This is a genomic window from Prescottella sp. D32, assembly GCF_037287305.1.
Taxonomy (GTDB): Bacteria; Actinomycetota; Actinomycetes; order Mycobacteriales; family Mycobacteriaceae; genus Prescottella; species Prescottella equi.
In genome coordinates this window covers 1007682-1027315 of sequence record NZ_JARBSW010000001.1, presented here as the reverse complement: position 1 = coordinate 1027315, position 19634 = coordinate 1007682, and the positions used below count along the sequence as shown (strand labels likewise).

The 19634-nt window shown below is 68.6% G+C and carries 19 protein-coding genes; 11 read left to right on the top strand and 8 right to left on the bottom strand.

What is annotated here, in order from left to right:
* Positions 1-56: 56 nt before the first annotated feature.
* Positions 57-455 (bottom strand): DUF1801 domain-containing protein, encoded by a 399-nt coding sequence (locus PSS76_RS04570; RefSeq protein WP_337455918.1) that lies wholly within the window; start codon positions 453-455, stop codon positions 57-59.
* A 94-nt stretch (positions 456-549) separates the two neighbouring features.
* Complete coding sequence (locus PSS76_RS04565; protein ID WP_005517726.1) at positions 550-693, bottom strand: hypothetical protein; 144 nt, start codon at positions 691-693, stop codon at positions 550-552.
* Between the two features lie 148 nt (positions 694-841).
* Here PSS76_RS04565 and PSS76_RS04560 point away from each other — a divergent pair, with 148 nt between their 5' ends.
* Positions 842-1786 carry an alpha/beta fold hydrolase gene (locus PSS76_RS04560; protein WP_013417158.1) on the top strand — a complete coding sequence of 315 codons (945 nt, stop codon included), beginning with the start codon at positions 842-844 and terminating at the stop codon, positions 1784-1786.
* A gap of 65 nt (positions 1787-1851) precedes the next feature.
* Here the strand turns inward: PSS76_RS04560 and clpB are convergent, their stop codons facing one another.
* A complete protein-coding gene (clpB, locus tag PSS76_RS04555; protein WP_337455917.1) occupies positions 1852-4404 on the bottom strand; it encodes an ATP-dependent chaperone ClpB in 2553 nt (850 codons plus the stop codon).
* A 242-nt stretch (positions 4405-4646) separates the two neighbouring features.
* On the opposite strand from clpB, the gene PSS76_RS04550 reads away from it, so the two are divergent.
* The 6 genes from PSS76_RS04550 to PSS76_RS04525 all read left to right on the top strand — a co-directional run bounded on the left by PSS76_RS04550 (position 4647) and on the right by PSS76_RS04525 (position 9918).
* Entirely contained in the window at positions 4647-5810 is a 1164-nt protein-coding gene (locus PSS76_RS04550) for an FAD-binding oxidoreductase (RefSeq protein ID WP_064079233.1), read from the top strand.
* Positions 5811-6008: 198 nt separating this feature from the next.
* A complete protein-coding gene (locus tag PSS76_RS04545) occupies positions 6009-7229 on the top strand; it encodes an ABC transporter substrate-binding protein (RefSeq protein ID WP_084979903.1) in 1221 nt (406 codons plus the stop codon).
* Positions 7230-7245: 16 nt separating this feature from the next.
* Positions 7246-7743: a nuclear transport factor 2 family protein gene (locus PSS76_RS04540; RefSeq protein WP_013417161.1), complete on the top strand. Its 498-nt coding sequence runs from the start codon at positions 7246-7248 to the stop codon at positions 7741-7743.
* A 61-nt stretch (positions 7744-7804) separates the two neighbouring features.
* Complete coding sequence (locus tag PSS76_RS04535) at positions 7805-8659, top strand: NmrA/HSCARG family protein (RefSeq protein ID WP_084979905.1); 855 nt, start codon at positions 7805-7807, stop codon at positions 8657-8659.
* Between the two features lie 79 nt (positions 8660-8738).
* Positions 8739-9116, top strand: coding sequence for a hypothetical protein (locus PSS76_RS04530; RefSeq protein ID WP_084979907.1), 378 nt, complete (start codon positions 8739-8741; stop codon positions 9114-9116).
* Positions 9117-9159: 43 nt separating this feature from the next.
* Complete coding sequence (locus PSS76_RS04525; RefSeq protein WP_005517716.1) at positions 9160-9918, top strand: FAD-binding oxidoreductase; 759 nt, start codon at positions 9160-9162, stop codon at positions 9916-9918.
* Positions 9919-9943: 25 nt separating this feature from the next.
* On the opposite strand, the gene PSS76_RS04520 is transcribed toward PSS76_RS04525, so the two are convergent.
* From PSS76_RS04520 to PSS76_RS04505, 4 genes are all read right to left on the bottom strand, one after another.
* Entirely contained in the window at positions 9944-11521 is a 1578-nt protein-coding gene (locus tag PSS76_RS04520; protein ID WP_041674435.1) for an AMP-binding protein, read from the bottom strand.
* A gap of 149 nt (positions 11522-11670) precedes the next feature.
* On the bottom strand, positions 11671-12495 hold the full coding sequence (locus PSS76_RS04515; RefSeq protein ID WP_081184252.1) for an SDR family NAD(P)-dependent oxidoreductase: 825 nt from the start codon (positions 12493-12495) through the stop codon (positions 11671-11673).
* A 10-nt stretch (positions 12496-12505) separates the two neighbouring features.
* Positions 12506-13339, bottom strand: coding sequence for a mycofactocin-coupled SDR family oxidoreductase (locus PSS76_RS04510; RefSeq protein WP_145273212.1), 834 nt, complete (start codon positions 13337-13339; stop codon positions 12506-12508).
* Positions 13339-14148, bottom strand: coding sequence for a mycofactocin-coupled SDR family oxidoreductase (locus tag PSS76_RS04505; RefSeq protein ID WP_005517712.1), 810 nt, complete (start codon positions 14146-14148; stop codon positions 13339-13341). Before PSS76_RS04505 ends, PSS76_RS04510 begins: the two co-directional genes overlap by 1 nt.
* Positions 14149-14405: 257 nt before the next feature.
* On the opposite strand from PSS76_RS04505, the gene PSS76_RS04500 reads away from it, so the two are divergent.
* From PSS76_RS04500 to PSS76_RS04485, 4 genes are all read left to right on the top strand, one after another.
* Positions 14406-15572: a 3-ketosteroid-9-alpha-monooxygenase, oxygenase component gene (locus PSS76_RS04500; protein WP_013417167.1), complete on the top strand. Its 1167-nt coding sequence runs from the start codon at positions 14406-14408 to the stop codon at positions 15570-15572.
* A 42-nt stretch (positions 15573-15614) separates the two neighbouring features.
* On the top strand, positions 15615-16796 hold the full coding sequence (locus PSS76_RS04495; RefSeq protein ID WP_005517709.1) for an acyl-CoA dehydrogenase family protein: 1182 nt from the start codon (positions 15615-15617) through the stop codon (positions 16794-16796).
* Between the two features lie 44 nt (positions 16797-16840).
* Positions 16841-17773 (top strand): biphenyl-2,3-diol 1,2-dioxygenase, encoded by a 933-nt coding sequence (bphC, locus tag PSS76_RS04490; protein ID WP_005517708.1) that lies wholly within the window; start codon positions 16841-16843, stop codon positions 17771-17773.
* 197 nt (positions 17774-17970) lie between these two features.
* Positions 17971-18762, top strand: a complete 792-nt coding sequence (locus PSS76_RS04485) for an IclR family transcriptional regulator (protein WP_069855944.1) — start codon at positions 17971-17973, stop codon at positions 18760-18762.
* A gap of 36 nt (positions 18763-18798) precedes the next feature.
* On the opposite strand, the gene PSS76_RS04480 is transcribed toward PSS76_RS04485, so the two are convergent.
* Positions 18799-19503, bottom strand: a complete 705-nt coding sequence (locus PSS76_RS04480; protein WP_005517706.1) for a PadR family transcriptional regulator — start codon at positions 19501-19503, stop codon at positions 18799-18801.
* Between the last annotated feature and the right edge of the window lie 131 nt (positions 19504-19634).

Here is a 19634-nt window from a genome sequence, read left to right as displayed (position 1 = left end):
GCATGACGGCGGAGGCCCGGCACCTGTGGTGAGGTGCCGGGCCTTCGCCGTATCCATTACTTCGACAGGTTCAGCTGCACAGCAGCCCGCACGAGGGCCGCGAACGCCGCACCGTCGATCTCGTCGTCCTCGTGGAAATCGATGGCACGTCGGGTGTTTCCCTCGAGGCTCGAATTGAACATCCCCGTCGGGTCGTCCAGCGATGCACCCTTGGCGAACGTGACCTTGACGATCTTCTTGTACGTCTCGCCGGTGCAGATCATCCCGGCGTGGAACCACGTCGGGACCCCGCGCCACTTCCATTCCTCGACGACCTCGGGATCCGCGCGGTGCACCAGTTCCCGGATCTCGGCGAGCTTCTCGCCGCGCCAGTCACCCAGTTCCTCGATGCGCTGATCGATCAGGTCGGACGGCGCGAGCACACCGTCGGCGTTCTTCGAACTGTTCGTGGCCATGTCGCGGTCGCTCTCTGCGCGTGGGGTTCTCCGGTCACCCGAGTATCGACGACGGCGGCGCAGACCGCACCACGAATCGGAGCGAAAGCGGTTGTCAGAAAGGATGCCCCGTGATGAGACCCAGAAGCTGGAGTGGCATCGCCAGGAACATCGAGCCGACGTAGAGCGGATACCGGATCGGGTCGCCCGCGAGGTACCCCTCCGCCAGCCAGGACGTGATATCTGCAGCCGATCCCATTCGTGCACCCCTCCAGTAGTCAATTCACCCTGCCTGTCGGCGATGCGGGTCCGAACGTTTCAGTCCACGCATTTCACGTTACGGCCGGTACCGCTCGTGCTAGGTTCCCCCGAGCGGTCGGGACGTCACACCGAGACAGGGAGCTCACGTGCGAAAGTTGTTCGCAGGACTTGCAATAGCAGCCTCGACCATACTCCTGGCGGCGGGTACCGCGCAGGCCGCGCCGACCCCGCCGCTCGCTGTGCCCGACGGCTTCTTCTCCGGCATCCCGCCGGAGCTGATCAATCCGGCCGGCTCGCTGCCCGGCTCCAACGACTTCTCGTGCAAGCCCACCGCCGAGCATCCCGAACCGGTGATCCTGGTACACGGCACCGGCGGTGGGCAGCAGACCAACTGGGGCAAGTACGCGCCGCTGCTCGCCAACGAGGGCTACTGCGTGTTCGCCCTGACCTACGGTGGGGTGCCCGGGATGCCGTGGCCGGTGAGCGCGATCGGCGGGATGCTGCCGATCGAGCAGAGCGCGCAGCAGTTCGGGCAGTTCGTCGACCGGGTGCTCGCCGCGACCGGGGCGTCGAAGGTGAATGTCGTCGGACACTCACAGGGCACGTTGATGCCCAGCTACTACCTCAAGTTCCTGGGCGGTGCCGACAAGGTGGACAAGTACGTATCGCTGGCGCCCCTGTGGAAGGGCGTCGACGCGCTCGGTGTCTCGCAGCTGGCACCGGCTGTCAAGCGTGCGGGGCTCGAGCAGGTGCAGGCCGACACGGTCGAGAAGCTGTGCGGGGCATGCTTCCAGATGGCGGCGGGTACCGACTTCATGAACAAGATGAACGAAGGTGGGCCGTACGTGCCGCAGGTGACGTACACCAACATCATGACCCGCTACGACGAGGCCGTCGTCCCGTACACCGCCGGGTTCGTCGAGGCCCCGAACGCCACCAACATCGTCGTGCAGGACGGCTGCGCACTCGACTACGCCGAGCACGCGGGCATCGCCGCCGACCCGATCGCGGCCACGCACGTGCTCAATGCGCTGGACCCGGCGAATCCGCGTCCGGTGCCGTGCTTCTTCGTCCCGCCGTTCACGGGCTGAGGCCTTCGGCCCGTGCGCCTTTTCGGTAGTGGGTACTACCGAAAAGGCGCACGGGCGCGCAGCGCCTAGCCCAGCACCAGACGATCCCCGTCCTCGGAGACGGTCACCGGCACGGTGTCGCCGTCCCGGACGGTGCCCGCGAGGAGCAGCTTGGCGAGCTGGTCGCCGATCGCCTGCTGGATGAGGCGACGCAGCGGACGGGCGCCGTACAGCGGGTCGTAGCCGCGCACCGCGAGCCACAGCCGCGCCCCGTCCGACACCTCCAGCGTGAGCCGGCGCGCCGCGAGACGGGTTGCCAGCTGGTCGAGCTGGATGTCGACGATCGACTCGAGCTGCTCCTCCGAGAGCGGGTCGAAGACGACGACGTCGTCGAGCCGGTTGACGAACTCCGGCTTGAACGCCGACCGCACCGCCGCCATCACCTGGTCCCGGTCACCGCCCGCACCGAGGTTGGAGGTGAGGATCAGGATGGTGTTGCGGAAGTCGACCGTGCGCCCCTGGCCGTCGGTGAGGCGGCCGTCGTCGAGCACCTGCAGCAGGATGTCGAAGACGTCCGGGTGCGCCTTCTCGACCTCGTCGAACAGCACCACGGTGTACGGCCGGCGTCGCACCGCCTCGGTGAGCTGCCCGCCCGACTCGTAGCCGACGTAGCCGGGAGGGGCACCGACGAGCCGAGCCACCGAGTGCTTCTCGCTGTACTCCGACATGTCGATGCGCACCATCGCGCGTTCGTCGTCGAACAGGAAGTCCGCCAACCCCTTCGCGAGCTCGGTCTTGCCGACACCGGTGGGGCCGAGGAACAGGAACGATCCGGTGGGCCGGTTCGGATCGGCGACGCCGGCCCGGGCGCGGCGCACCGCGTCCGACACAGCCTGCACCGCTTCGGTCTGCCCGACGACCCGCTTGGCGAGTTCGGTCTCCATGCGCAGCAGCTTGGCGGTCTCGCCTTCCATCATGCGGCCGGCGGGGATGCCGGTCCATGCGGCGACGACGTCGGCGACGTCGTCCGGGCCGACCTCCTCCTTGAGCATGACGGCTCCGTCGGACGCCCCGTCCGACACGGCCGCGGCGGCCTCGAGCTGCTTCTCCAGCTCGGGGATCCGGCCGTAGCGCAGCTCGGCGACCTTGCCGAGGTCGCCGTCGCGTTCGGCGCGTTCCTCCTCGCCGCGCAGCGCCTCGAGCTGCTCCTTGACCTCGCGCACCGAGTCGATGGCGTTCTTCTCGTTCTGCCACCGCGCGGTGAGCTGACGCAGCTTCTCGCGGTCGTCGGCGAGTTCCTCACGCAGCTTCGCCAACCGATCCTTGGATGCGGCGTCGGTCTCCTTCTCGAGCGCCATCTCCTCGATCTCGAGGCGACGCACGGTGCGCTCCACCTCGTCGATCTCGACGGGCCGCGAGTCGATCTCCATCCGCAGGCGCGACGCGGCCTCGTCGACGAGGTCGATCGCCTTGTCCGGAAGGAAGCGCGACGTGATGTAACGGTCCGACAGGGTGGCGGCGGCGACGAGCGCGGAGTCGGTGATGCGCACGCCGTGGTGCACCTCGTACCGCTCCTTGAGGCCGCGGAGGATGCCGACGGTGTCCTCGACGGACGGCTCCCCGACCAGCACCTGCTGGAACCGGCGTTCGAGCGCGGCGTCCTTCTCGATGTATTGGCGGTACTCCTCGAGCGTGGTGGCACCGACAAGCCGCAGCTCACCGCGGGCGAGCATCGGCTTGATCATGTTGCCGGCGTCCATCGCCGACTCGCCCGTCGCGCCGGCACCGACGATGGTGTGCAGTTCGTCGATGAACGTGATGACCTGGCCGGCCGAGTTCTTGATGTCGTCGAGCACGGCCTTGAGGCGTTCCTCGAACTCGCCGCGGTACTTGGCGCCGGCCACCATCGACCCGAGGTCGAGGGAGATGACGGTCTTGCCGCGCAGCGACTCCGGGACGTCACCGGCGACGATGCGCTGTGCGAGCCCCTCGACGATCGCGGTCTTGCCGACGCCGGGTTCGCCGATGAGCACCGGGTTGTTCTTGGTGCGCCGGCTCAGCACCTGCACGACGCGGCGAATCTCCGTGTCGCGGCCGATCACCGGGTCGAGCTTGCCCTCGCGGGCGCGGGCGGTGAGGTCGGTCGAGTACTTCTCGAGCGCCTGGTAGCTGCCCTCCGGGTCGGGGCTGGTGACGCGCGCGCTACCGCGGACGGCGGTGAACGCGTCGCGCAGCGCCTCCGGGGTGGCGCCGTGCCCGACGAGCAGCTTCGCGACGTCCGAGTCCTCGGCGGCGAGCCCCACCATGACGTGCTCGGTGGAGACGTACTCGTCGTCGAGTTCGGTGGCCAGGTGCTGCGCCGACGTGATGGCGGCGAGGGCCTCGCGGCCGAGTTGCGGCTGGGTGGTGGCACCGGTGGCCCGCGGCAGCCGGTCGACGATGACCTGCGCCTCGCGCCGCACCACCGTCGGATCGACCCCGACGGCCTTGAGCAGCGGCGCAGCGATGCCGTCGGTCTGGTCGAGCAGCGCCACGAGCAGGTGCGCGGGCCGGATGTCCGGATTGCCCGCCGCGGCCGCGGACTGCAACGCAGCCGTCAGCGCGGCCTGGGTCTTGGTGGTGGGAGAGAACGAGTCCACTGGTCACCTTCCTTGCGACGAACGAACGTAAGCATTGTGCCGCGGCGGACGGATCCGTACGGCTGTCGTTACCCTCAACGAACGAAACCTTGAGTCTGTTCCGCTCAACTTCGACAATATCGAAGAGATTTCCCCACGGTCGGCGAGGCCACCACCGGGACACCGTCCGGCGCGGTGCACACTGGTATGCGGTGCCGGTCGGTTTCCCACGCCCGGGCCAGGAACACGCGAGGGAGGACGACGTGGACACGGCCGAGATCGGGCTCATCCGCTCACTTTTCACTACCGTCACCGCGTCCCCCGGCCACCGCGACCGCTTCGCCCGCACCTTTTACACGCAGTTCTTCGGACGGCTCCCGCAGTGCCGGTCGCTGTTCCCGGCCGGGATGGACGCGCAGCGCGCGAAGCTGGTCTCCGCGGTCGAGTTCATCGTGCGCGGGCTCGACGACACCGATCGCCTGCTGCCGTTCCTCGCCCAGCTCGGTCGCGACCACCGCAAGTACGGTGTCGAGCGCGAGCACTACGCCGCCGCCGGCAACGCCCTGCTGGACGCGGCTCGCGACATCGACTCGGACGAGCCGTGGAGCCCGGAGAGCGACGCCGCGTGGCGGGAGATGATCGCGCTGATCACCACCACGATGTCCGACGCCGCCGACGCCGACGACTTCCCGGCCCTGTGGGGTGCCACCGTCGTCGGTCACGAGCGGGTGCTGCGCGACCTCGCCATCATCCGCCTCGAGTGCGACTCACCGATCCCGTACGCGGCCGGCCAGTACGTGAGCGTGCAGATTCCGCAGCGGCCGCAGATGTGGCGCTATCTCTCGCCCGCGATCCCGACGAACCCGTTCGGCCAGATCGAGTTCCACGTGCGGCGGGTCTCCGGCGGGTGGGTGAGCCCGGCGATGGTGAACGAGACGGCGGTCGGAGACCGCTGGCAGATCAGCTCTCCGCTCGGCGGCCTGCACGTGGACCTCGCGAGCGACCGGGACGTGCTGATGATCGCGGGCGGCACCGGCCTGGCCCCGCTGCGCGCCCAGGTGATGGACATGGCGCACCGGGGGATCAATCCGCGCGTACACCTGTTCGTCGGCGGCGCCTACCCGTGCGACCTGTACGACATCGAGACGCTCTGGCATCTCTCGCTGAGCAACCCGTGGCTCACCATCGTCCCGGTCACCGAGGAGGACGAGAACCCGTGGTGGCACCCGTATCCGGTGCTCGAACCGCCACACGGCTTGCACCAGCGACTGCGCGGGCCGATCGGCGCCGTGGTGAGCCGCTTCGGATCGTGGGCCGACCGGCAGGTCCAGATCTGCGGTTCGCCGTCGATGGTCAAGACCACCGCGTACGCGTTGCAGCGGGCGGGCACTCCGGTCGAGGCCATCTCGCACGACCCGCTGCGCTGAAACGGCCCACCCAGCGGGAGCACCTGTGGAATCCGTCGCCCGACCGGACTAGTGGACTCGAAACACACTGTCGCGCAGATTCATTCGACACGCGCACGGTGAGCCGATGTCGTTGACGCGACCCATGTCACACCCCTAGTGTCGGCGCATCCAAGCATCCGCTTGCCATCCGTCGTGTCTCCACTGGAGGTAACTGGCATGAAGTTTCGGCACTCAGCGCTCGTGGCGTCGATCGCCGTGTCCGCGTTGACCCTCGCGGGCTGTTCGAGTTCGGCGGCCGACGACGAGGCGTCCGACAGCGGGCCGTTCCGCGTCCTGGTGACCGGGGCGATCAGCGGTCAGGGATCGTTGGCCGCGAACGCGCAGACCTCGATCCTCGCCGCCAAGGCCGGCGTCGAGCAGGTCAACAAGGACGGCGGAATCGGCGGCCGCCAGGTGGAACTCACCGTCACCGACGACGGCGGCGACGCGACCAAGGCCGTGTCCAACCTGCGCGACGCGATCAATTCCGGCAAGAGGCCGGACCTGTACCTCAACTCGGGTCCGTCCACGGTGTCCGCGGCGACGCTCCCGATCCTGAAGCAGAACAAGATCCTCTCCTTCAATGTCGGTCCCACCAACGACTCCTCGGACCCGGCGCAGTTCCCGCTCAACTTCGACCTGTCCCCGTCGCCCACCGAGTACGCGGTGTCGATCGCCCGGTACGCGAAGAGCAAGAACTACCAGCAGGTGGGCGTCATCCACGGCAGCAGCGCCTACGGTGAGGCCTTCGGCCAGGCGATGGACGACGCGCTGTCCGCCGAGGGCGTCAGCGCATCGGGCGCCGAGGAGTACGACGTTGCGGCCCTCGACATGACGGCGCAGCTGCAGGCGCTCAAGAACAAGGGGACGCAGGCACTCGTCATCGACGCCTACGGTGCGCCGTTGGGCTATCTGCTCTCGAGCCTCGAGCGTCTCGACTGGAACATCCCGCTGATCGGCAACACGTCCGTCTCCGGCACGGCGCTGATCGCGAAGCCGGCCCCCGAGGGCGCGCTCGGTACCCGGGCGGCGTCCAATCTCGTGATGCAGGTGTTCCCGAGCACCGTCTACGACGCGTCCGACACCGCCGTCAACACGATGGTCGACGCGATGGCCTCGATGGGATCGATTCCCTCGACGCTGATCCTGGCCGACAACTACGACCCGTTCGGCCTCGTCGCCGCCGCCGCGAAGAAGGTCGGATCCACCGCGGACGCCACCGAACTCGCGAAGGCACTCGAGGATCAGGACGTGCTCGACGACGCGAAGACCGCGTTCCTGCCGCGCTACCACTACTCGGCGCAGTCGCACGCCCCCAACCTCGCCGACGACGGCTACCGCTTCGTGCCGCCGAGCAAGGTGGTCAACGGCCAGTACGGCAATCCGGCAGCCGCGTGAACGAAGGACTCCAACCATGACGGCATCACCGCTGCACGCACCGAGTCCACCACCGGGCGGTTCGGTCGAGGACCGGCTGCGGGCGGTCGAGGACACCCTCGCCGTCCTGCAGTTGGAGGGCGCCTACTCGCCGGCGTGGGATTCCGGCGACGCCGACGCGTGGGCGGCGCTGTTCACCGTGGACGGCGTGTTCGAACTCGCGGAGGTCGGGGCGGTCCCCGGCACCACGATCCGGGGACGCGACGCTCTCCGACAGTTCTGCGTCGACTTCACCGCCACGACGTCCGGGATCCATCTGCTCAACACTCCCTCGATCGTGCTGGACGGCGACGAGGCTACGGCGCGAGTACATTTCGAGTTCCGATCGGGCGCCTCGTCCGACACCGAGACCCGCCACGCCCACGTCGCGGGCCACTACACGGTGCAGTATCGGCGCACGCCGGAAGGCTGGCGAATCGCGCATCGACGGGAGGTGGCGGTGCGGCGCGACCGAGGCTGGTTCCACTCGTACTGACCCCGGCCCGGATGTAGGCTCGCGTCGGCAGCACCCCGTGTCCGCGACCGGAGGAGATCCGATGCCCGACCACCCGATTCTCGTGCTCGCCGCCACCGGCGGGCAGGGACGTGCAGTGTGCACCGCACTGCTCGAGCGTGGTGCACCGCTGCGCGCCCTGGTCCGGAACCCGAACTCGTCCGGCGCCCGGGCCCTCGCCGAGCGTGGCGCCGAGATCGTCACCGGGTCGCTCGACGACGCGAACTCGTTGGCCGCCGCGATGACGGACGTCGCGGCGGTCTTCGCGATGACGACCCCGTTCGAGTCCGGTGTCGACGCCGAGATCGATCAGGGACGCACGATCATCACCGCGGCCGGGCGGGCGCGGGTGCCGCACCTGGTGTTCAGTTCCGTCGCGGGCGCGGACCAGGACAGCGGTGTCCCGCATTTCGAGAGCAAGCGGGTGATCGAGGCGGATCTGAGGTCGAGCGGTCTGGCGCACACGATCCTCGGGCCCACCTACTTCTACGACAACGCGCTCGGCGGCGAGGACCGGATCCGCACCGAGGGGGTTCTCGACCTGCCGCTGCCGCCGGACCGCCCGCTGCAGCAACTCGATCGTCGTGATCTGGGCGCCTTCGCCGCGCACGTCCTGCTCTCCCCCGAGTCCTTCTCCGGACGCCGCATCGAACTGGCAAGCGACGCGCCGACTCCCGAGGCCATGGCCGTGGCACTCACCGCCGCGATCGGGTCGCCGGTCCGGTTCGAACCGGTGCCCCTCGGCGCGATCGACAGCCCCGACATGCACGCGATGTGGTGGTTCCTCAACGGCCCCGGCTACCGGGTCGACCTGGACGCATTGCACGCGGAAATCCCGGACGTCGGCTGGACGTCGTTCGCGGACTGGGCCACCCGCACGTTCGGGACGGCGAGCTGACGGCGTGCACCACATCCCACCCATGCGACCGGTCGACCGCGGTCGCCCCGACACTCCCCCGCCCCAACGGGGTTGGGTCGTGGGGGTCTGGTTCGTCGCGATCGTGTCCGCGGGCGTCGCACTGAGCGTCGCACCGCCGTCCACCGGCCTCGCAGTCGTCAGCGCCCTGGTGACGTGCGTCGGCGGGGCACTCGCTGCGGCGGCGACGGCCCGCACGCTGCGGGAGAACCGCGGGCTGCGGCTGCCGTGGTCGGGTCGGCCCCCGGTTCGTCCCCGGCGATGGGACCTGCTGTCGGGTAGCGGAGCACCCATGGTGGCGTTCGGAGCGGGCGTCTTCGGCCGCACCGTGGGAAGCCCCACTGCGGCTGTGGTGCTGCCGATTGCCGTCGTAGCCGTACTCACCGGCGTCCTGTGCGCCGCCCAGTGGCGGCACAACCGCCACGTCGTCACCTCGTGACCTGACATTCACACGGTTCCTCCGAACCGGGGACAATATCGGCATGCAGCAGGATTCCTGGACCGCGACCGTCGTCGAACACCACCGTCTCCGCAACGATCTGGCGGTGGTGCGTCTGATCGGCGACCCCGTCCCGTTCCGTGCCGGACAGTACGTCGACGTCGCCGTGCCGCAGCACCCGCGGTTGCCGCGCCGGTTGTCCCCGGCCCTGCCGCCGTCGCTCGACGGCAAGCTGGAGTTCCATGTGCGGACGGTGCCGGGCGGTTGGGTGAGCCGCAGCATCGTCGAGGACACTCGGCCCGGCGATCGGTGGCAGATCTCCTCGCCGCGCGGCGATCTCCGCATCGACGAGGACGGCCCGGCCGTGGTGGTGATGGTCGCGGGCGGCACGGGCCTGGCCCCGCTGCGGGCGCTCATCCTGGATCTGCTGCAGGTCGAGAATCCGCCGCAGGTGTACTTGTTCGTCGGGGGCCGCACCGCCACCGATCTGTATGCGTCGGACATGCTGTGGGTTCTCACGCAGCAACTGCCGTGGCTCACCACGGTTCCGATCGTCGAGGACGTCACCGATCCGGGCGGGCCCGACGAGTGGTACGACCGCATCGTCGCGGAGGTGGGGCCGGTCAACTTCCACGAGGACGATCTGCTCGAGGGCACCCTCGCCGACGTCGTCGCCGATCACGGCGCCTTCGTCGACCACCAGGTGCTGCTGTGTGGTTCGCCGGCGATGGTGCAGACCACCCGGGAGCGGCTGATCGCCACCGGAACCCCGGCCGAGGCCATCCGCGCCGACCCGTTCTGACGGATCGGCGCGGACCGCGTTCGGATCACACCGAGCGCGCGGCGCCCTCCCAGAACTGCGCGCGCAGGGCCTTCTTGTCGAGCTTGCCGAGCGGGGTCAGCGGCAGCGCGTCGACGAAGTCCACCGACTTGGGTGCATGCACGGAACCCTTTGCCGACCGGACGCGTTCGACGAGTTCGGCCGACTCCACCGTCTGCCCGTCGCGCAGCACGACGCACGCCTTGACGGCCTCGCCCCACTTCTCGTCGGGCACTCCGACGACCGCGACGGACGCGACCGCGGGGTGCCCGGAGATGACGTCCTCGATCTCGCGCGGGAACACGTTGAAGCCGCCGGTGACGATCATGTCCTTCTTGCGGTCGACGATGTAGAGGAAGCCGTCCTTGTCGGCGCGGGCGATGTCACCGGTGTGCAGCCACCCGCCGCGCAGCGCCTCGGCCGTCTCCTGCGGCTTGCGCCAGTACTCCTTCATCACCAGCGGCCCGCGCACGCAGATCTCGCCGAGTTCGCCCTGCGCCACCTCGTTCAGATCGTCGTCGAGCAGGCGGACGTCGAGCCAAGGCACGGGGCGGCCGCACGACGCGAGTCGCTCGACGTTCTCCGGGTCGTGCTCCTCCTTGCGCATGACGGTGATCGTCATGCCGCACTCGCTCTGCCCGAAGTACTGGAAGAAGATCGGTCCGAGCTTCGCGATGCCCTCCTGCAGTCGCGACGGCGACATCGCGGCGGCGCCGTAGAACAGTGTCTGCAGGCTCGAGACGTCGCGGGTCTCGAGATCCGGGTGGTCGAGCAGCATGTAGATCATGGTGGGCACCAACATGGTCGAGGTGATCTTGTACTTCTCGATCGCCTCGAGGACGGCGCCGGGCTCGAACGCCGGCAGCACCACCAGCGAGCCACCGCGCATCAGCGTCGGCACGAAGAACGCCATGCCCGCGTGCGACAGCGGCGTGCACGCGAGGAATCGCATCTCGTCCGGGAACTGCCATTCGGCCATCTGGATCTGCGGCAGCGTCACGCCGGAGCGGAACGTGTTGACCACGCCCTTCGGCTTACCCGTGGTGCCGCCCGTGTAGACCATGCTCGACGGGTCGTCGCCGTCCACGGCCGCGGCCACCAGCCGCTGCGGCGCGAACGTCTTCGCCAGTTCGAGGATGTCGACGCCCACCTCGGAGGGGCCGAGCGAGAACAGATTCTTCAACGTCGGCACCGCGGCCTTCAGCTCCGCCGCCCGGCCCTCGAAGGCCGTCGGGTCGAAGATGAGGGTCTCGATCTCGGCGTCGCCCAGGATGTAGCTGTGGTCGTCGAGCGAACCCATCGGGGCGAGCGCGGTGTTGCGGCAGCCGAGGATCATCTGCGAGCCCACACTGATGAGGACCTCGGGGCGGTTCTTCGACAGCATCGCGACGGTCGAGCCCTTGCCGACGCCCAGCGATTCGAGGGCCTGCCCGAAACTGCTGATCTGGTCGCGCATCTGGCCGCCGGTGAGCACGACGTCACCGAGGTAGAGCGCCGGCCGGTCGGCGTTGCGCTCGAGCGCGGTGATCAGCAGGTCAGCCAGGAAACGCGGGCGGTGGAGAAGGTCGTCGAACTCGTCGGTCATGTGTGTTCCTTCTGCGTGCACGGATCCGACGGCAGCGCTGCGCGCGCCCGTCGCGCCGGGTCGGCCAGTGTGGCCCGGGTCACCGACACGATAACCGCATTACGGCAGAACTGGAACCTGTTACACCTTCCCGCCCGGACCCGCACCCCTCAGTTCCGGCCGTCGAACAGCGCGTCGGGACGTAGCTTCTCGCCGAGCACCCGGGCGCGCTTGGACGCGAGCCGCTCGAACGACTCGGGGTGCGTGAGGATCCAGAAGTCGTCGCGGGCGATGCCGTCGAACAGCAGCTTCGCGGCCTCGTCCGCGGTCATGCCTTCCCGGATCTGGTCGCGCCAGAATCCGGCGTCGGCCGCGGTCTGCTCGTGCACCGGGGCGTCCTCGAAGATGCGCGTGGCCACCTGGCCCGGACTGAACACCGACACCGCGATCTGCGGGAACGCCTCGGCGCATTCGAGATACACGCTCTCGGTGAGCGCCTGGACGCCGTGCTTGGACGCCGCGTACGCGGTCATCCGCGGGGTGATCGCGATGCCGCCCACCGAGCACGTGTTGACGATGTGCGACGGCCGCGGGTCGGCGCCCATCCGCGGAACGAACGACCGGATGCCGTGGAAGACGCCGAGCAGGTTCACATCGATCACCCGCCGCCACTCGTCGGCGGGCACCTCCCACGTGAAACCGAGCGACTCGAGTCCGGCGTTGTTGAGCAGCACCGTCACCTCGCCGAACTCGGCATAGGCGGCTTCGGCGAGCGCGTCGACCGCGGCGGCGTCGCGGACGTCGGTCGGCACCGCGAGCACGGCGGCGCCGTCGGCCCGCAGGTCGGCGGCGACGGCGTCCAACCGCTCGGCCGCGACGTCGGCGAGCACCACGTTCATGCCGAGCGACGCCGCGTACCGCGCGGCGCCCTCCCCGATCCCGCTGCCCGCACCGGTCACGACCGCGGTGCGGCCTCGCAGATCCTCGAGCCTCACAGGTCTCCTCCTACTTCACGCAGTGGCCGGCATCGACCGGCAACGTCACGCCGGTGATGTAGCGGGATTCGTCGGACGCGAGGAACAGGCTCGCGTTGGCGATGTCCTCGGGTTCGATCATCGCGACGGGCAGCAGGTGCATCGACTGCGTTCCCGCCTCGAACTGTTCCTGCGTCGGCTCGTCGACACCGGGGCAGAACGTCCGCATCGTGGACTCGTTCTGGATCATCGTGGTCCGCGTGTTCGCGGGATGGATCGTGTTGACCCGCACGCTGTGCGGCGCAAGCTCGTTCGCCAGCGACTTCATGAGGCCGACGACGCCGTGCTTGGCGGCCGTGTAGTGCCCGACGCTCACCAGTCCGCGCAGACCCGCGATGGAGCTGATCAGGATGATCGAGCCACCGCGGCCGCCGTCGACGATGTGCGGGATGCCGGCCTTGCAGGTGCGCCACACGCCGGTGAGGTTCACGTCGAGCATGGTCCGCCAACGCTCGGCGCCCATCTCGACGGCGGCACCGGACGAGCTGATACCGGCGGTCGCGCAGATGACGTCGAGCCGCCCGAGCGCCTCGACACCGGCGTCGACCGCGGACGTCAGCGCCTGCTGGTCCCGGACGTCGGCCTCGAACGCGCAGATCTTGCGGCCCAGCGACTCCACCTGCCGCACGGTCTCGGCGAGATCCTCCGGCGACGCCCCGGGGGTGGTCGAATGTTCGACGGGCGCGCACACGTCGACGGCGATGATGTCGGCGCCCTCCTGCGCGAAGCGCACCGCCTGTGCGCGGCCCATTCCCCGCGCGGCGCCGGTGATCAGCGCGACCTTGCCTTCGAGACGTCCGCTCATCACGCCACCTTCTGGGTCTGACCGGCATCGATGACCATCTGCAGGCCTGTGACGTACCGGGATTCGTCCGATGCCAGGAACAGCACCGCATTGCTCACGTCGATCGACTCCACCCACGGCACCGGCAGCAGCATCCGCTGCGACAGCACCTCGGCGACGTCCGCCTCGGTCGGATTCTCGAGGTCGGGACGCAGACGGGCGAACGTCGTCGGATTGATCGTCATCGGAGTCGCGACGGCGCCGGGGTGAATCGTGTTGACGCGGATCGACCGCTTGCCCAGTTCGTTCGCGAGAGTCTTGGACAGACCGGTGATCGCGTGCTTGGCCGCCGAGTAGTGCGACGCGCCGGGCACGGCCTTGATCGCGGCGGTGGAACTGACGATGACGACCGAACCGCCGTCCGGGTTCAGTTCGGCGACACCCGCCTTGACGGTGTGCCACGTGCCGGTGACGTTGACGTCGATCGACCGGTTCCAGATGTCGTCGTCGATCGTCCACGAGGGTCCGGGGTTGTCGCAGATACCGGCGTTGGCGACAACGGTGTCGAGCGGGCCCAGCTCGCGCACGCCCGCCTGCACGGCCGCGGTGAGCGCGTCGAGGTCCCGGATGTCCGCGGTGCCGGTGACCGCGCGGCGGCCCAGTTCCCGCACGAGGCGCGCGGTCTCGGCCAGGTCGGCCTCCGACTGCTCCCCGGGGAGGTCGATCGCGAGGATGTCGGCGCCCTCCTCCGCGAGACGGACCGCGTGCGTGCGTCCCATTCCCTTGCCTGCGCCCGTGATGAGCACGACCTTGCCGGCCATTCGTGTCATGGTCAGTCCTTTCGCCCTTCGCGACGCTAACCAGCGCGACCGAGCCGGCGGCAGGGTTCGTCCCGTGTGGTGGGAGGCCCCCGTGGTGTCCGGCCGTCCCGCATCTCACGGACCGCGTGAGCAGCGGGACGACGTGGTGCTATACCACAGCTACCAGGGTGTTCCACCCAGCGGGAGAAGCCCTTCCCGCGCGACACGCCGCCGAGTTCTATGAGGCGCATCACAGGACGGTGACCCCTCACTGCACGGAGGAACACATGGCATTCGACGCTGCCCCCACCAACGACACCGACGAGATCCGCGAGATCGTGGCCGCTGCGGCGCCCACCCGTTTCGCGCGCGGCTGGCACTGCATCGGTCTCATCCGGGACTTCAAGGACGGCAAGCCGCACTCGATCGAGGCGTTCGGCACCAAGCTGGTCGTGTTCGCCGACAGCAAGGGCGAGCTCAACGTCCTCGACGCGTACTGCCGCCACATGGGCGGTGACCTGAGCCAGGGTGAGATCAAGGGCGACACCATCGCGTGTCCGTTCCACGACTGGCGCTGGAACGGCAAGGGCAAGTGCACCGACATCCCCTACGCCCGGCGCGTTCCCCCGGTCGCCAAGACCCGCGCGTGGACCACGCTCGAGCGCAACGGCCAGCTGTACGTCTGGAACGACCCGCAGGGCAACCCGCCGCCGGCCGACGTCACGATCCCCGAGATCGCGGGCTACGGCACCGACGAGTGGACCGACTGGAGCTGGAAGACCCTGCGCATCAAGGGTTCGCACTGCCGCGAGATCGTCGACAACGTCGTCGACATGGCGCACTTCTTCTACATCCACTACTCGTTCCCGCGCTACTTCAAGAACGTCTTCGAGGGCCACACCGCCACGCAGTACATGCACTCGACCGGCCGTGAGGACATCGTCTCGGGCACCAACTACGACGACCCCAACGCCGAGCTGCGTTCGGAGGCCACGTACTTCGGCCCGTCGTACATGATCGACTGGCTCGAGTCGGACGCCAACGGCCAGACCATCGAGACCGTCCTCATCAACTGCCACTACCCGGTGAGCAACAACGAGTTCGTGCTGCAGTACGGCGCGATCGTCAAGAAGCTGCCGGGCCTGTCGGAGGAGGAGTCGACCGGCATGGCGGCGCAGTTCGCCGAGGGTGTCGAGATGGGCTTCGAGCAGGACGTCGAGATCTGGAAGAACAAGGCGCCCATCGACAACCCGCTGCTGTCGGAGGAGGACGGTCCGGTCTACCAGCTGCGTCGCTGGTACCAGCAGTTCTACGTCGATGTCGAAGACATCACGGAAGACATGACCAAGCGCTTCGAGTTCGAGATCGACACCACCCGGGCGGTCGCGAGCTGGGAGCAGGAAGTCGCCGAGAACATGGCCAAGCAGGCCCCGAACTCGCCCGCGAACTCCTAGCCTCCGGTTCGCCGAACCACACCCACCCAGAAGGAAATCCAGATGAGTTACGAAGTCCTGTCCCGCATCGAGGCCGCCGCCGACGACATCTTCGTCGAGGGCGTGGAGGCCGAGCGGATCGGCAAGGTGGCCGATGCGACCGCCAAGCGCATGAAGGAGGCCGGCTCGATCCGGATGCTCCAGCCGAAGGAGCACGGAGGCCTCGAGGTCCATCCGCGCGAGTTCGCGGAGACCGTCATGCGCACGGCGTCGCTGAATCCGTCGGCCGGCTGGGTCCACGGCATCGTCGGCGTGCACCCGTGGCAGCTGGCCTTCGCCGATCCCAAGGTCCAGCAGGAGGTCTGGGGCGAGGATCAGGACACGTGGCTCGCGTCGCCGTACATGCCCGGCGGCATGTGCGTGCCGGTCGACGGCGGATACAAGTTCTCCGGCAAGTGGTCGTTCTCCTCGGGAACGGACCACTGCGACTGGGCCTTCCTGGGGGCCTTCGCCTGCAACCCGGACGGCAGCATGGAGATGCCGCCCCGGATGCTGCACGTGATCATCCCGCGCACCGACTACGAGATCATCGAGGACTCGTGGGACGTCGTGGGTCTGCGCGGCACCGGCTCCAAGGACGTCGTCGTCAAGGACGCGTTCGTGCCGGATTACCGCGTCATGGACTGCGACGAGGTCATCGACGGCACCGCGGTGCGCAAGTACGGCCGCACCGAGACGCTGTACCTGATGCCGTGGTCCAACATGTTCCCGCTCGGCATCACGTCGGCCACGATCGGCATCTGCGAGGGCGTGCTGCACCACGCCAACGAGTACCAGCGCGAGCGGATCAACCCGCAGGGCACCGCGGTCAAGGACGACCCGTACACGATGTTCGCGGTGGGCGAGGCCACCGCGAAGCTGCGTGCGGCCCGGGACTCGCTGCTGGCCAACGTCGATCGCATGTGGGATCTGGTGGACGCCGGCAAGACTCCGACGTTCGAGCAGCGCGCGCTCGGCCGCGAGACCCAGGTCAACGCCGCCTGGCAGGCCGTCACGGCGATCGACCAGGTCTACGCCCGCTGCGGCGGCAACGCACTGCGCATGGACAAGCCGATGCAGCGCTTCTGGCGTGACGCACACGCGGGTTTGCACCACGCGATCCACGTCCCCGGCACCGTGTACCACGCGGCGACGCTGAGCAGCCTCGGCGTGGATCCGCAGGGTCCGCTGCGTTCCATGATCTGATCCGCTGGATCACCACTACTTCGAATTAACAACGGAGACAAACCATGACGAACCCCAATGTCGGCGGCTTCGGCACCGACATCCGCGCTCTGGGCTACGTGAAGGTCCAGACCAACGACATCGAGCGCTGGCGCACCTTCGCGTTCGACGTGCTCGGCTTCGCACAGGGCTCCGGCCCGGACCCCGATGCCCTCTACCTGCGCGTGGACGAGCGGGCCGCCCGCATCGTCGTCGTGCCGGGTGAGACCGACGAGGTCGTCACCGTCGGCTGGGAGGTCCGCGACCACGCTGCCCTGGTCCGGGTCAAGGAGGCCGTCGAGCGCGCCGGCATCGCGGTCAAGCCGCTCTCACTCGAGGAGGCGGACGCCCGCCGCGTCGAGGAGGTCATCACCTTCCAGGATCCGGCCGGCACCACGCTCGAGGTCTTCCACGGCGCGGTCCTCGACCACAGCCCGGTGGTCACCCCGTTCGGCGCCAAGTTCGTCACCGGCGCACAGGGTCTCGGCCACGTCGTGCTGCCCACGATGGATCCGAACGGCACGTTCGACTTCTACACCGACGTCCTCGGCTTCCTGCCGCGCGGCGCCTTCCGGATCCCGGCACCGCCGGAGTTCGGTCCGCTGCGGGTGCGCTTCCTGGGTGTCAACCAGCGTCACCACAGCCTGGCGCTGTGCCCGGCCCCGCACGGCGGAGCCCCCGGCCTGGTGCACATCATGGTCGAGGTCGACACCCTCGACGCCGTCGGCCAGGCGCTCGACCGCGTGATGAAGGACGGTTTCTCGGTGTCCTCGACGCTGGGCCGCCACACCAACGACAAGATGGTGTCCTTCTACGTCCGCGCCCCCGGTGGTTGGGACATCGAGTTCGGCACCGAAGGCAGTCTGGTCGACGAGGCGTTCTACACGTCCGAGGAGATCACCGCCGACAGCTACTGGGGCCACGACTGGTCCGGTAGCGAGCCGCTCGCCGCGATGTAAGACCGCTCCACAACTGCACACCGCTCCCGTCAGGGGGAACCCCGTCCCACCAGGGACAGCCGGGTTCCCCCTTTCGGCGTTTACCGATCTTGGTGATCCACTTCACAAATCTCGAATCGTGTGCCATTATTTCTAATCGAAACACCCACGTCAGATGGGTCTCGCCGCGATGCTCGACAACAGTGAGGGAGACATCGATGACCGCACACGACTCCACGGACGCGGCTCCGACCGCAATTCTCGAGCGAGTCTCGCTCGTCCTGGACACGTTCGACGGCCCCGGCCGCCTCACGCTCGCCCAGGTCGTCAAGCGCACCGGACTGCCGCGCTCGTCGGCGCACCGGATCCTCGAACGACTCGTCGACATGCGGTGGCTGCGACGCGAGGGTCGCGACTACGAGCTGGGGACGCGGCTGATGGAGCTCGGCTCGATCGCCGTCCACCAGAACCGCCTGCACACCGCGGCGGCCCCGATCCTCCAGGAACTGCACCGCGTCACCGGGTACGTCGTCCACCTCGGCGTGCTCGACGGCACCGACGTGCTCTACCTCGACAAGGTCGGCGGTCGCCTCGCCGCCGAGCTACCGACCCGCGTGGGCAGCCGCTACCCGGCCCGCAACTCCGCGATCGGCAAGGCCCTGCTCGCGTACACGCCGGGCGGCTGCGAGGACCTCCTCGACTTCACGCCGGAACTGCACAAGGTCCGCGAGATGGGGGTCGCGTACGAGGTCAGCCAGATCTCCGGCGGCATCGGCATGATCGCGGTCCCGGTCGGACCCATCGGAGGGGTCACCGCCGCCATCTCGATCTGCGGGCCGACCACCCATCTCAAGTTCGACCACCGGCACACCGCGCCGGTGCGGATGGCCGCCGCCTCGATCCTCCAGGCGATGACCGGACGCACCCGCGGCGCCGCACCGATCACGCACCGCAATCGTCTGCAGAGCCTGCCCACGGCGGCGCCGCGCACCCGACTGCAGTACGCCTGAGTTCCGATCAGACCGGCCCGAGGGAGGGTAGGGCAGTCAGCCCTGCTCGCCCTTCCCCAGGCCCTGGACGAAATCCTCGACATCACGCCAGGATCCGGCCACCTCCGGGATCGGGTTGCCGAGTTCGTCGCGTTCGCGCACCCGCGAGAGCGTCTCGGCGGCGTCGTCGATGTCGGCGAGCAGTTCCTTCGCGAGGTCGATCTCCGACTGGTAGTAGCGCTGCGCCCACTTCAAGCTCATCTTGGAGAACGCCCACGCCGGCTCGCGCGTGGCGTGGTCGCCGTGCAGCTGCGCGCGCTGCCGGAGGTCCTCCATGTTGTCGATGTGCGACTGCACCAACGCCTTCAGCTGCTCGGGCTCGTTGAGATGGCCCATCCACAACCGGAGCAGTAAACCGTGCTTGAGCACCGGCTGCTCGACCGGCGCGTCACGGGACCAGTTCCGCACGGCACGGGTCCCGCGCGCGGTGATCGTGTAGACGCGACGTCCGCGCTCGCCGGGCTCGGAGACCATCTCGGACTCCACCAACCCGGAGGCCTCGAGCTTCTTGAGTTCGCCGTACACCTGGCTGATCGACGGGCTCCAGTAGAAGAACCCGATGCTCCAGTCGGCCCACTTCTTGAGGTCGTATCCGGTGAGCCCCTCGCCCAGGGTCAGCATCCCCAGAACCGCCCAGCTGGTCGCGGGCAGCGACGGGTAGCCGGCGTCGTCGGCGTCGGTGACGGGCTCGGTGTCGGACATGGCCGAAGCCTAACAGCCCAGGTAGAAGCGGGTTACAGGCGAGTAGCACATGCCCACTCACCGGGAGCGAGCCTCCCGCTCGGTGGGAGAACCGCACGCGCGTGGCCCGAGAAGTGACTACCGTCACCGGA